Source organism: Streptomyces sirii (assembly GCF_045690365.1).
Lineage (GTDB): Bacteria > Actinomycetota > Actinomycetes > Streptomycetales > Streptomycetaceae > Streptomyces > Streptomyces sirii.
Map to the genome: position 1 here is coordinate 2,225,305 of NZ_CP147982.1, position 12,772 is coordinate 2,238,076.

Here is a 12,772-nt window from a genome sequence, read left to right on the forward strand (position 1 = left end):
CGGGGCCTCAGGCGTCCCAGGCCGCCCCGAGCGCCAGCAGCTCGTCGCGGTACTCGATTCGGGCGGCCCACTCCTCGGGCCAGGCGCCGGCACCGAGGTGGGCGCCGGCGAAGGCCCCGGTGAGGCAGGCGATCGAGTCGGAGTCGCCGGAGGTGCAGGCGGCCCGGCGCAGCGCGGTGAGCGGCTCGTCGGGGAAGAGCAGGAAGCACAGCAGCCCGGTGGCCAGCGCCTCCTCCGCGATCCAGCCGGCGCCGGTGGCCAGGCAGGGGTCGGCCTCCGCGTCCGGTGCGGCGAGCGCCGCCTCCAGCCGGTCCAGGACGCCCAGGCACTCGTCCCAGCCACGGGCGATGAACGCGGTCGGTGACGGGTCCTGGCCGCGCCGCCACAGATCGCCGAGCCAGTCCTCCCGGTAGACGGTGCGCCGGCCGTGGGCGTACGCGCGCAGCAGGCCGGGCAGCTCGGCGGGCCGGGCGCCGTCCATGAGGGCGCGCACCGCGCGGGCGGTCAGATCGCTCGCGGCGAGCGCGGTGGGGTGTCCGTGGGTCAGCGCGGACTGCAGCTGGGCGGCGCCGGAGCGCTGCTGCGGGGTCAGCCCCGGTACGAGGGCGATGGGTGCGACCCGCATATTGGCGCCGCAGCCCTTCGACCCGATCTGGCTGGCGTCGGCCCAGGGCCGGTCAGGAGCGCTGAGCAGCTCGCAGGCGCGCAGGCAGGTGCCGCCCGGCGCCCGGTTGTTGTCGGGCGAGCGCCACCAGGCGACGTACTCCTCGCGCACCGGGCCCACGAGGCGCTCCGGAGCCGGCTCGCCGCCCGCCAGGGCCGTTTGCAGCCCGCGCCCCAGCGCCAGCGTCATCTGGGTGTCGTCGGTGACGATGGCGGGGTCGGGCAGCGCCATCCGCCGCCACGGGCCGCACTTGGCCAGGATGGCCGGTACGTCGTTGAACTCGGTGGGAAAGCCGAGCGCGTCACCGAGCGCCAGCCCGATCAGCGCGCCGGTCGCCGCCGACTCGGATCCCGTCGCTCCCGTGGACCGGGCCGCCCCCGTGGACTGCATCAAAAACCACCCCTTAATCGTCATGATGACGTTAAGGGGTGGCGGGTGGGCGGCGCAAGGGCGACCCCGGCGCTGCGGGGTCGCCAACGGGGCCCTGTGGCGGACCCCGGCGGCGAGAGCTACAGCTCGACCTCGCGCATCAGCATGCCGACCTCGGTGTTGGTCATCCGGCGCAGCCAGCCCGACTTCTGGTCGCCCAGCGCGATCGGGCCGAAGGCCGTCCGCACCAGCTTGTCGACCGGGAAGCCGGCCTCGGCGAGCATCCGGCGCACGATGTGCTTGCGGCCCTCGTGGAGGCTCACCTCGACGAGGTAGTTCTTGCCGGTGTTCTCCACGACGCGGAAGTGGTCGGCGCGGGCGTAGCCGTCCTCCAGCTGGATGCCGTCCTTGAGCTGCCTGCCCAGGTCGCGCGGGAGCGGGCCCTGGATGGCGGCCAGGTAGGTCTTCTTGACGCCGTAGCGCGGGTGCGTCAGGCGGTGCGCCAGCTCACCGTGGTTGGTGAGCAGGATGATGCCCTCGGTCTCGGTGTCCAGCCGGCCGACGTGGAACAGCCGCGTCTCTCGGTTGGTGACGTAGTCGCCCAGGCACTGGCGGCCGTCCGGGTCCTCCATCGTGGAGACGACGCCGGCCGGCTTGTTCAGCGCGAAGAAGAGGTACGACTGGGTGGCGACCGTCAGGCCGTCGACCTTGATCTCGTCCTTCTCCGGGTCGACCCGGACACCCTGCTCCGTGACGATGCGGCCGTTGACCTCGACCCGCGCCTGGTCGATCAGCTCCTCGCAGGCCCGCCGCGAGCCCATACCGGCCCTGGCCAGCACCTTCTGGAGCCGCTCGCCCTCCTGCTCCCCGAACGTCTTGGGGGTCTTGACCTGCGGCTTGTTGTGCCGGGCGCGGTTGCGCTCCTCGACCTGGGCGTCGTACTCGCGGGGACGCGCGGGCGCCTGGCCGCGGCCGCGCTGCGGGCCACCGCCCTTGCCGCCCGGACGGGCTCCCTTGGAGGCGGCGCCCGTACGGGGACCGCCCTTGGCGCCGCCGCGGGCATCCGCGCCCCGGCTGCCGCCGCCCCGGCGCTCGTCCTTCCGCTCCGAGGAGCCGCCGGTGCCGCCGGTGCCGCCCACGTCGTAGCGGCGCTCCTCGGGACGGGGGCGGCCGGCGCGCTGCTGCTTCTCGTCCTTCTTGTTGCCCGCGCCGCGGTAGTTGCCGCGCCCGCTGTCCCTGTTGTTCCTGCCGCTGCTTCGCATCAATGATCCGTCTGAGAGTCGCCGCTGTCGTCTACGTCGAACGACGGGATACCTTCCGCGGAGTCACCCTCGACCGCGTCCGCCTCCGGGAGGAACGGTGCGAGCTCAGGGAGCTCGTCCAGGCCGCGCAGGCCCATCCGCTCCAGAAAGTAATTCGTCGTCCTGTACAGGATCGCACCTGTTTCAGGTTCCGTCCCCGCCTCCTCCACCAGTCCGCGCTGGAGGAGCGTGCGCATCACACCGTCACAGTTGACTCCGCGCACGGCCGAGACACGGGAACGGCTGACCGGCTGACGGTACGCGACCACGGCCAGAGTCTCCAATGCGGCCTGCGTGAGCCGGGCCTGCTGGCCGTCCAGGACGAAGCCCTCCACCGCGTCCGCGTACTCGGCACGGGAGTAGAAGCGCCAACCGCCTGCCACCAGGCGGAGGTCGAAACCGCGGCCCTCACGGGTGTAGTCGTCGGACAGCTCGCGCAGCGCCAGCGCGACCGCGCGCCGGGGCCGCTCAAGCACCCTGGCCAGGTGCTCCTCGGTCGCCGGCTCGTCGACGACCATCAAGACGGCCTCCAGCGCGGGCCTCAGCGCCAGCTCGGCGACGCCCAGCGCCCCCGTGGGCGCCTCGGAGCCCTCTTGGGGGCCGCCGCCGTCCGCGCCGGTCTCCGTGATGTCGTACGCCTCGCCACCGGCCGCGCCGCTCATGCCCGCTCCTCTTCCGCTCGCCCGCCCCGCTCCGCCTCCGCGGCGCGCTGCGAGGGTTCCTGGTCGAACTCGTCCGTGACCACCGGCTCGGCCCCCTCCGCGCCCATCCAGCGCACCGTCAGCGCCCCCAGGGCCTCCTCCTGGTCCAGCATCACCGCCCGCTCCCGGTAGAGCTCCAGCAGGGCCAGGAAGCGCGCCACGACGGTCAGGGTGTCCGGAGCGTCCGCGACCAGCTCCTGGAAGGTGCTCTCGCCCACCTCCCGCAGCCGCGCCATCACCACCTCGGCCTGCTCCCGCACGCTCACCAACGGGGCGTGGATGTGATCGACGTAGACCTGCGGCTTGGCCTTGGGCTGCATCGCCTTGACCGCGAGCCTGGCGAAGCCCTCGGCTCCGATGCTGATGACGACCTCGGGCAGCAGCTCGGCGTGGTGCGGCTCCAGCCCGACCGTACGGGGGCGGCGGCGCGCCTCGTCCGCCAGCCGGCCGCTGAAGATGTCCGCGATGCGCTTGTACGCGCGGTACTGCAGCAGCCTGGCGAAGAGCAGATCGCGGGCCTCCAGGAGCGCGAGATCCGCCTCGTCCTCCACCTCGGCCGCCGGCAGCAGCCGGGCGGCCTTCAGATCCAGCAGCGTCGCCGCGACGACGAGGAACTCGGTGGTCTGGTCCAGGTCCCAGTCCGGCCCCATGGCCCGGATGTGTGCCATGAACTCATCGGTCACCTTGGACAGCGCGACCTCGGTGACGTCCAGCTTGTGCCGGGAGATCAGCTGCAGCAGGAGGTCGAAGGGGCCCTCGAAGTTGTCGAGCCGCAGGGTGAAGGTCGCCTCGCCGCCCCCCGCGGGAGCCTCCTCGGAGGCGCCCACCACCTGGGGCTCGCCGGCAGCCTCGGACTCGTCCGCCGCTTCAGGCGCAGCCGTCGGCCGGGGTGCCTCCGCTACCGCCGGCGTCTCGTCCGCGACCGGCGCCTCGTGGACGGCCGGCGCTTCGTCCGCCACCGGCGCTTCGACCGCCGCCGGTGGCTCCGCCGGCGCGGGTGCCGCCATCGGCCCCGCACCCGGCCCGCGCCCGAGAGGTCTGCGGGCGCGGGGCGCGGGGGTGTCGTCGTTGGTCGTCGGCATCGCGGTCCATGGTGCTGCGGTCCCGCGCCGGAGGCGACGGGCTGGTCACGCGCGGGATGACCCGCGGAGAGGGCAGGCTATCCCGCGTGGCCCGCGCAATGGCCGTTGACCGGCCCCGACGCGGCCGAGCCCCACCCGGCGAGACGTTTCCGCACCGCGGCGACGGCGCCGTCCGGGCACCGCCTCAGCGGCCGCGGAGCCGCCGTACCAGGATGCTGGCGTCGCCCCGCGACTCCAGGTCGGCGAGGACGACGGCGACCGCCTCGCGGACGATACGGCCGCGGTCGACGGCCAGGCCGTGCTCGCCGCGCAGCACCAGGCGGGCGTGTTCCAGGTCCATGAGCTCCTCGGCGGAGACATAGACGGTGATCTTCTCGTCGTGCCGTTCCCGGCCGCTGGGGCGGCGGTTGGCGCCGCGGCCGCCGCCGCGCCGGCGGCCCTGGCCACCGGCCTGTACGGCGGCCGCGGCGGCGTCCGGACCCGACGGGCCGGACTGGCCCGCCTGGGCGCGGTGGCCCTTGGCCCCGTCGCCGTCCGCCTCGCGGCCGCTGTGCTCGGCCGGGGGTGCGACCGCGGGCACCCGGGGCGGGGTGGCCGGTCCGCCGTCCCCGGCCGGCGCCGCGGTGTCGGAGCCGCTGCCGGAGCGCCGCTGCCGGACGGCGGTGGCCGCCTCCGACGTCTCCGACGCCGGTTCGGGCTCGCCGGCCGGCGCGGGCACGCGGGACGCCTCGCCGTTGGCCGCGGCCGCCGAACCGTTCGCGGTGCGACGGGGGCTGGAGGGCTGCAGCCCCACTCCCCCGGTGGTACGGAACAGTTCGTCGGCTCCCGGCAAACTCACTCGGCGTGACACCGGGCGAGCACCTCCCTGGCCAGCTGGCGATAGGCGGCGGCACCGACGGAGTTGGAGGCGTACGTGGTGATCGGCTCGCCCGCGACCGTGGTCTCGGGGAAGCGGACGGTACGGCCGATGACGGTGTGGTAGACGTGGTCGTCGAAGGCCTCGACGACACGCGCCAGCACCTCACGGCTGTGCACCGTACGGGAGTCGTACATCGTCGCCAGGATGCCGTCGAGCTCCAGGTCGGGGTTGAGCCGCTCCTGGACCTTCTCGATCGTCTCGGTCAGCAGCGCGACCCCGCGCAGCGCGAAGAACTCGCACTCCAGCGGCACGATGACCTTGTGAGCCGCCGTCAGGGCGTTGACGGTGAGCAGACCGAGGGAGGGCTGGCAGTCGATCACGATGTAGTCGTAGTCGGCCAGCAGCGGCTTCAGGGCGCGCTGGAGGGTCGACTCGCGGGCGACCTCGCTGACCAACTGCACCTCTGCCGCTGACAAATCGATATTGCTGGGCAGCAGGTCCATGTTGGGGACCGCGGTCTTCAGGAGCACCTCGTCGGCCGACATGCCCCGCTCCATGAGCAGGTTGTAGACCGTCAGGTCGAGCTCCATCGGGTTGACGCCGAGTCCGACCGACAGGGCGCCCTGCGGGTCGAAGTCGACGAGCAGCACCCGTCGTCCGTATTCGGCGAGTGCGGCGCCCAGGTTGATGGTCGAGGTGGTCTTGCCGACCCCGCCCTTCTGGTTGCACATCGCGATGATTTTCGCCGGGCCGTGCTCGGAGAGCGGGCCGGGGATGGGGAAGTAAGGGAGCGGGCGTCCGGTCGGCCCGACGCGTTCGCGGCGCTGGCGCGCGGCGTCCGGCGCGAGCGTCGCGGCGTATTCGGGGTCCGGCTCGTACTCCGCGTCCGGATCGTAGAAGTGCCCCTGGGGCAGGTCGTCGTAGTCGGCGAGACGGGCGGGTTCTCCACTGCCCCGGTCGCCGGCCATGGCGTTCACGTGATGGCCGTCCATACTCTGGTGGGCTGTCGTGGAAATGCTCTGGTGCGTTGCGAAGGTGCGGACCGCTACGGAGCCGACAGCCTCGAGCCCCGAGGGACCCTGGCCCCGTGCAACCGCTCCTGGGTGACCACCTCCGGGAGTAAATGTCGACTCATTCACAAGTCGTCTTACCTCCTTGGACGTGACCAGGAAACTTTATCGATAGGTCAGCGTGGCACCATGCCGACGGTTGGCGACTCTATGGCGTGTCGGGCGTCCGCAGCAACACAATCCACCGGACCCGGCACGATGTGTCGGTAACCGGACCCCCCGATGTCAAGGGCGCGAGCGGTATCGGACCGATGTTTCGGGGGTACGCGAATCGGTTAAAGGGTTACGTTCGCGGCGAGTTGAGAGACGACGTTCCGGAACGGGCCACCGCGCGGGGGACACATGCGACCGGCCGGGCCCTGTCGCCAAGGCCCGGCCGGATGTGCAGCGTTGACACGCTTCGTTGACGCAGCCTCAGCCGAGGAGGGTGCGCAGCTCGACGTGCTCGAGGCCGTGGGCCTCGGCGACGGACTGGTAGACCACCTTGCCGTCGTGGGTGTTCAGACCCTTGGCCAGCGCCGGGTCACGGCGCAGCGCCTCGACCCAGCCGCGGTTCGCCAGCTCCACGATGTAGGGCAGCGTGGCGTTGGTGAGGGCGTAGGTGGAGGTGTTCGGCACCGCGCCGGGCATGTTGGCGACGCAGTAGAAGACCGAGTTGTGGACCGGGAAGGTCGGCTCGGCGTGCGTGGTGGGACGGGAGTCCTCGAAGCAGCCGCCCTGGTCGATCGCGATGTCGACAAGGACACTTCCGGGCTTCATCTTGGCGACGAGCTCGTTGGTGACCAGCTTGGGGGCCTTGGCGCCGGGGATCAGGACGGCACCGACGACGAGGTCGGCCTCGACGACGGCCTTCTCCAGCTCGTAGGCGTTGGAGACGATCGTCTGCACCTTGGTGCCGAAGATCTTGTCGGCCTCGCGAAGCTTGTTGATGTCCTTGTCGAGCAGGGTGACGTGGAAGCCGAGACCCACGGCGATCTGCACCGCGTTCCAGCCGGAGACGCCACCGCCGATGACGACGGCCTTGCCGGCGGCGACACCGGGCACACCACCGGGCAGCACACCGCGGCCGCCGGCCTGGCGCATCAGGTGGTACGCGCCGACCTGCGGGGCGATCCGGCCCGCGACCTCGGACATCGGGGCGAGCAGCGGCAGCTGGCGGCCGGCCGTCTCGACGGTCTCGTAGGCGATGGCGGTGGTGCCGGACTCCAGCAGCGCGTCCGTGCACTCCTTGGAGGCGGCCAGGTGCAGGTAGGTGAAGAGCGTCTGGTCCTTGCGGAGGCGGTGGTACTCCTCCGCGATCGGCTCCTTGACCTTCAGCAGCAGGTCGGCGGTACCCCAGACCTCGTCGGCGGTGCCGAGGATGGCGGCGCCGGCGGAGACGTACTCCTCGTTCGTGATGGACGAGCCGAGGCCGGCGTCCTTCTCGATGAAGACCTGGTGGCCGTGGCGGACGAGTTCATTGACTCCGGCGGGCGTGATGGCCACGCGGAACTCGTTGTTCTTAACCTCGCGGGGGATGCCGACCTTCACGTCGATCACGGTCCTTGAATGAGAGGGTGCAGGAGGAATTATCCCCTCATGCGATGCATGACGGAACTGACCGCGCCGTACGCGGCCCAGCCAGTCTATTGAAGGACCTGTTCTTGTCTAGCCTTGCAAAGCATTAATTTCTGCCAGAGGCACTACCGATTTCGCAGGTCACTCCGGGTGATCTTCGAGGAGACGCTCCCCCACGGCGCGATGGACCCCTGCCGCCGCCGGGTCGCCGAGCCGTTCGAGGGTGTCCGCAATCCGCAGCTGCAGCACCGCCTGAAGCCGTCCGTCGTCCGCTTTCCGGGCGGTTTCCAGAGCCTCACGACAGGTCCGCAACGCCTCCTCGGGCCGTCCCGCGCCCTCCTGGACCCGGGCCACCTCCCCCATCGCCCGCGCCTGGCCGGCCGTCTCGCCCAGCCGCCGATGCGTCCTGGCGGCCGCCCGCCACTCCTTGAGCGCCTCGCCCCACCGCCCCGCGGAGACGTACACCCCGCCGATCCGGCCGTGCAGCCGCGCCGCCGCAGCGGCCTCGCCGCGGGCGAGCCGCAGCTCCAGCGCCCGCCCGAACCAGTCCGCGGCCCGCTGCCAGTCGCCCAGTTCGGTGTAGGTGTCGCCCAGCGACTCCAGTGCCCGCACGGTGGCCACCGGGTCCTTCACCGAACGGGCCGCCTCCAGCGCGCCCCGATAGCGGGTGGCCGCCTGGGCGGTCCGGCCCGCCTGGCCGTCGAGATCGGCGAGGTTCAGCAGCGCGGCGGCCTTCTCGCGCGCCAGCCCGCGCCGCTCGGCGACCTTCAGGACGAGCCCGTGCAGCGCGTAGAGGTCGGGCGCCGCGCCCTTCGGGCCCCGGTGCGCGAGCAGCGTCCTGGTCAGCGCCGCCATCAACCGCCGGTCCAGGGTGTCCAGTTCACCGTCCGCGACGGCGATCCGGGCGGCGTCGAGCAGCGCGCCGCGGCGGCTGCTCAGCCACTGCGCGGCGGCCTGCCGGGAGCTGAAGCGGAGCGAGCGGGGCAGCCCGGCGACCTGCTGGCGGGCGGGGGAACCATCCGGCTCGCCCATCGCCCGGCACGACTGCAGCAGCCGTACGGTCCGCTCCAGCATCCGGGCGCGGGCCAGCTGGATCTCGGCCGGCCGCTCGTGCTCCTGGAGCAGTTCGCGCACCAGCGCGTCGAGGCAGCCGGGGAGGCGGTACTGCGGGAGCAGCGCGGCGTCGGGCGTACGGGTGGCGGAGTCCGCGTCGTCCCCGGCGGCGACCGGCCGCAGCAGGCCGAGCGCGGCGAAGTCGCGCAGCGCCGTGGCAGCCGCGGCCACCGAGCAGCCGGCCAGCGCGGAGGCGATCTGCGCGTCCACGAGGCCGGCCGGCGCCAGGGTGGTCAGCCGCAGTATCCGCGCGGCGGGCGGTGGCAGCGCCGCATGGGCGAGGTGGAAGGCGCGGAAGAGCGGGCGGGCGCCGCTGGGCAGGTCCTCGGGCAGCGGGACGGCGCCCAGCGCCTGGCGCAGATCGGCGACCGAGGACTTGGGGCGGGCGGCGAGCCAGGCACCGGCCAGGACCAGCGCGGCGGGCTGGCCGCCGCACTCCTCGGCGACGCTCTCGGCGGTCCGCGGGTCGACGGTGATCCGGGTCGGTCCGGCGTAGCGGGCGAGGACCTCGACGCAGGCCGCGCTGTCCAGGCCGCCCAGGGCGCACGGCCGGACGTCCGGGATACCGGTCAGCGGCCCCTGGGAGACCACCACCACCAGGCAGTCCGGGGCGTCCGGCAGCAGCGGCTCGACCTCGTCGGCGCCCTGGGCGTCGTCCAGGAACAGCAGGGCCCGGCGCCCGGCGAGCGCACCGCGCAGCCGCTCGGTCAGCTCGTCCTCCGAGGCGCCCGGTGGGGCGTCCTCGCCGAGGTCGGCCAGCAGGTCGCGGGCGGTGCGCCCGGTGTCGGCCGGCCGGGCGCCCGGCCCGGTCAGCGTGGCCCGCAGCACCCCGTCGGGGTAGCCGCCGGCCAGCTCGCGCAGCAGTTCCTCGGCGAGCGCCGTACGGCCGGAGCCGGGGCGTCCGGCGATCAGCAGCACCCGGCTGCGCGCGCCCTTGCGTCCGGAGAGGGTGTCCAGACCGGCCCGGGCGATGTCGGCGCGCAGCTCCTTGAGCTCACGGCGGCGGCCGGCGAACTCCGTGGCGGACCGCGCGGACCGGGGTCCGCCCGGCTCGGACGGGGTGGCGGGCTCGGGCAAGGGCGCCGGGACGGTGGGGCGGGCGGCGGCGTCCCGGCGGGGCCCCGCGTCGCGCCGGCACGGTAGCGCCGCGGCGGGCACGTCCGCCGACTCCGGCGGGAGGTGCTCCCCGCCCACCGCCTGATCCGTCACCGGTCACGCTCCGTCCACCCGCGCGTACGAGCCCGCCCGCGAGCGCGGACGGGGTCGCCGTCGAGCGTAGTTCACGCCCCGTCACGTCCCGTGCGGAGCACGTCGGTCGGGTCACCCGATCGGTTCGGCGGATCATCCGACCGGTATGCGGCCGGGGCGGGCGCTCAGGCCTCGAAGGGGCGGGCCGGCCACGGCGCGTCGGCCGGCCGCAGTGCGTCGAGCCCCGCGCCGCCCTCGGCGGCGATCAGCGCCAGCACCCCCACCACGAGGCAGTTGTTGTGCAGCTCACCGGCGAGCACTCCGCGCACCAGCTCCTCGCGCGGCACCCGCGCCAGCTCCATGTCGGCCTCCTCCTCGGAGACCTCGAACCGCTCCCCCTCGGCCTCGGACAGATCGCGGGCCAGGAAGATCCGCACCGCCTCGTCGCAGCCGCCGGGCGTGGTGTAGACGTCGGTCAGCACCCGCCAGTTCTCGGCCTTGACGTGTGCCTCCTCGTACAGCTCGCGCTGCGCGGCGTGCAGCGGGTTCTCACCGGGGATGTCGAGCAGCCCGGCGGGGATCTCCCACAGCTTCTGGCGTACGGGGTGGCGGTACTGGCGCAGCACCAGCACCCGGCCCTCGTCGTCGAGGGCGAGAACGGCCACGGAGCCGGGGTGGACCTGGTAGTCGCGGGTGACGGTGGTGCCGTCCGGCATGACCACCTCGTCGGTGCGCACGCTGGTCTTGTTCCCGGTGAACGGCGTCGTGGTCGCGGTGACCGTCCACTCCTCCGGGGTGTCCTTGATCGCCATGGCGCGACGTCCTCTCTGTATGTGCACAAGCCTCGGCCAACGCAGAAACCGGGGTACGCCCTCCAGGAAGGAGGCCGTACCCCGGCAACCGTATCCGCGTCGCGTCGCCTACTTCGCGGCGCCCGTCTTCCGCGCGACCGCGGCCTTCACCAGCCCGGCGAAGAGCGGGTGCGGGCGGGTCGGACGGGAGCGCAGCTCCGGGTGCGCCTGGGTGGCGACCAGGTAGGGGTGCGTCTCGCGCGGGTACTCGACGTACTCGACGAGCTTGTTGTCCGGCGAGGTGCCGGAGAACTGCAGACCGGCCTTCTTCTCCAGCTCACCGCGGTAGGCGTTGTTGACCTCGTAGCGGTGGCGGTGGCGCTCCTCGACGTACGGCTGGTCGCCGTAGACCTCGCGGACGATCGAGCCCTCGGCCAGCTTGGCCGGGTACATACCGAGCCGCATCGTGCCACCCATATCGCCCTCACCTGCGACGATGTCCATCTGCTCGGCCATCGTGGAGATCACCGGGTGAGCGGCGGCCGGGTCGAACTCGGTGGAGTTGGCACCTTCGATTCCGGCCAGGTTGCGGGCCGCCTCGATGACCACGCACTGCAGGCCCAGGCACAGGCCCAGCAGCGGGACGCGGTTCTCACGGGCGTAGGTGATCGCGCCGACCTTGCCGTCCACACCGCGGTCGCCGAAACCGCCGGGGATGCAGATCGCGTCGCAGTCGGAGAGCTGGGCGGCGGCGCCTCCCGGGGTCTTGCAGTCGTCGGAGGCGACCCACTTGACCTTGACCCGGGCCTTGTTCGCGAAGCCGCCGGCGCGCAGCGCCTCGGTGACCGAGAGGTAGGCGTCGGGCAGGTCGATGTACTTGCCGACCAGCGCGACCTTGACCTCGTGGTCGGGGTTGTGGACGCGGTCGAGCAGGTCCGCCCACTGGGTCCAGTCCACGTCGCGGAACGGCAGGTCCAGCTTGCGCACGACGTAGGCGTCCAGGCCCTCGGCGTGCAGCACCTTGGGGATGTCGTAGATCGACGGGGCGTCGATGGCGGCGACCACCGCGGCCTCGTCCACGTCGCACATCAGCGAGATCTTGCGCTTGATGGCGGTGGGCACCTCACGGTCGGCGCGCAGCACGATCGCGTCGGGCTGGATACCGATGTTGCGCAGCGCCGCGACCGAGTGCTGGGTCGGCTTGGTCTTCAGCTCACCGGACGGGCCGATGTAGGGGAGCAGCGAGATGTGCACGACGAAGACGTTGTCCCGGCCGACCTCGTGGCGGACCTGGCGGACGGTCTCCAGGAACGGCAGCGACTCGATGTCGCCGACCGTGCCGCCGACCTCGGTGATCACGACGTCGACGTCCTCGGTCGCCATCCGCCGGATGCGGTGCTTGATCTCGTTGGTGATGTGCGGGATGACCTGCACGGTGTCGCCGAGGTACTCACCGCGGCGCTCCTTGGCGATCACGGTGTTGTAGACCTGGCCGGTGGTCACGTTCGCCGAGCCGTCGAGGTCGACGTCGAGGAACCGCTCGTAGTGGCCGATGTCCAGGTCGGTCTCGGCACCGTCGTTGGTGACGAAGACCTCGCCGTGCTGGAACGGGTTCATCGTGCCGGGGTCGACGTTCAGGTACGGGTCGAGCTTCTGCATCGTGACCCGCAGGCCCCGCGCCTTCAGGAGGGCACCCAAGCTGGAGGCGGTGAGCCCCTTGCCGAGCGAGGAGGCGACGCCCCCGGTGACGAAGAGGTGCTTGGTCGTCGAGGATTTGGGCGGCATGGCCAAGAGGGAGCTCCCGTGGTCGCGAGGTGGAGAGGTGCGAGGCGGCGCCGTCCGGAGTTTTCAGGGGTGCCGTCGCTGCGGTTCGGGGGTTCTCGTGCCCACCGGTCCACGGGGTACCAGGCTATCAGCGACCGGGCATGGTCGCTCCCGGCCACGCAGCGGCAATCCCGAGCGGCCCATACTTGACCGTGTCACGTGATGGAGGCCACCCGATCGGAGCACCTCACTCGTCGCGAGCGTCGCGCGGATCACCCGCGTGCGTCGTATCCTGCTCGGACACTCGCAACGA

Annotated in this window: 10 protein-coding genes; all 10 read right to left on the minus strand. The window is 72.5% G+C overall.

The window, feature by feature from the left end; translation table 11 throughout:
- Positions 1 to 7: 7 nt before the first annotated feature.
- The 10 genes from WAB15_RS10115 to WAB15_RS10160 all read right to left on the minus strand — a co-directional run bounded on the left by WAB15_RS10115 (position 8) and on the right by WAB15_RS10160 (position 12,480).
- Positions 8 to 1,054 (minus strand): ADP-ribosylglycohydrolase family protein, encoded by a 1,047-nt coding sequence (locus WAB15_RS10115; RefSeq protein ID WP_399144532.1) that lies wholly within the window; start codon positions 1,052 to 1,054, stop codon positions 8 to 10.
- Between the two features lie 119 nt (positions 1,055 to 1,173).
- A complete protein-coding gene (locus WAB15_RS10120) occupies positions 1,174 to 2,295 on the minus strand; it encodes a pseudouridine synthase (RefSeq protein ID WP_399144475.1) in 1,122 nt (373 codons plus the stop codon).
- Positions 2,295 to 2,996, minus strand: a complete 702-nt coding sequence (gene scpB, locus WAB15_RS10125; RefSeq protein WP_407286019.1) for an SMC-Scp complex subunit ScpB — start codon at positions 2,994 to 2,996, stop codon at positions 2,295 to 2,297. Before scpB ends, WAB15_RS10120 begins: the two co-directional genes overlap by 1 nt.
- Complete coding sequence (locus WAB15_RS10130) at positions 2,993 to 4,117, minus strand: segregation and condensation protein A (RefSeq protein ID WP_407286020.1); 1,125 nt, start codon at positions 4,115 to 4,117, stop codon at positions 2,993 to 2,995. The genes scpB and WAB15_RS10130 overlap by 4 nt, the downstream gene beginning before the upstream one ends.
- Positions 4,118 to 4,301: 184 nt before the next feature.
- Positions 4,302 to 4,955 (minus strand): hypothetical protein, encoded by a 654-nt coding sequence (locus WAB15_RS10135; RefSeq protein ID WP_399144478.1) that lies wholly within the window; start codon positions 4,953 to 4,955, stop codon positions 4,302 to 4,304.
- On the minus strand, positions 4,952 to 5,968 hold the full coding sequence (locus WAB15_RS10140; protein WP_399144480.1) for a ParA family protein: 1,017 nt from the start codon (positions 5,966 to 5,968) through the stop codon (positions 4,952 to 4,954). The genes WAB15_RS10135 and WAB15_RS10140 overlap by 4 nt, the downstream gene beginning before the upstream one ends.
- 492 nt (positions 5,969 to 6,460) lie before the next feature.
- Positions 6,461 to 7,576: an alanine dehydrogenase gene (ald, locus tag WAB15_RS10145; protein WP_407289197.1), complete on the minus strand. Its 1,116-nt coding sequence runs from the start codon at positions 7,574 to 7,576 to the stop codon at positions 6,461 to 6,463.
- A gap of 168 nt (positions 7,577 to 7,744) precedes the next feature.
- Complete coding sequence (locus WAB15_RS10150) at positions 7,745 to 9,925, minus strand: tetratricopeptide repeat protein (protein ID WP_407286021.1); 2,181 nt, start codon at positions 9,923 to 9,925, stop codon at positions 7,745 to 7,747.
- A 164-nt stretch (positions 9,926 to 10,089) separates the two neighbouring features.
- The gene (locus tag WAB15_RS10155; protein ID WP_399144482.1) at positions 10,090 to 10,716 is read right to left on the minus strand and encodes an NUDIX domain-containing protein; all 627 of its coding nucleotides are present in this window, start codon (positions 10,714 to 10,716) and stop codon (positions 10,090 to 10,092) included.
- 108 nt (positions 10,717 to 10,824) lie between these two features.
- A complete protein-coding gene (locus tag WAB15_RS10160) occupies positions 10,825 to 12,480 on the minus strand; it encodes a CTP synthase (RefSeq protein WP_384439624.1) in 1,656 nt (551 codons plus the stop codon).
- Positions 12,481 to 12,772 lie beyond the last annotated feature (292 nt).

What these genes read in the sequence shown, in the direction of transcription:
- WAB15_RS10130 (WP_407286020.1), bottom strand. Translation starts at nt 4,117, where the DNA reads ATGCCGACGACCAACGACGACACCCCCGCGCCCCGCGCCCGCAGACCT.
- scpB (WP_407286019.1), bottom strand. Translation starts at nt 2,996, where the DNA reads ATGAGCGGCGCGGCCGGTGGCGAGGCGTACGACATCACGGAGACCGGC.
- WAB15_RS10140 (WP_399144480.1), bottom strand. Translation starts at nt 5,968, where the DNA reads ATGGACGGCCATCACGTGAACGCCATGGCCGGCGACCGGGGCAGTGGA.
- WAB15_RS10160 (WP_384439624.1), bottom strand. Translation starts at nt 12,480, where the DNA reads ATGCCGCCCAAATCCTCGACGACCAAGCACCTCTTCGTCACCGGGGGC.
- WAB15_RS10120 (WP_399144475.1), bottom strand. Translation starts at nt 2,295, where the DNA reads ATGCGAAGCAGCGGCAGGAACAACAGGGACAGCGGGCGCGGCAACTAC.
- WAB15_RS10115 (WP_399144532.1), bottom strand. Translation starts at nt 1,054, where the DNA reads ATGCAGTCCACGGGGGCGGCCCGGTCCACGGGAGCGACGGGATCCGAG.
- WAB15_RS10155 (WP_399144482.1), bottom strand. Translation starts at nt 10,716, where the DNA reads ATGGCGATCAAGGACACCCCGGAGGAGTGGACGGTCACCGCGACCACG.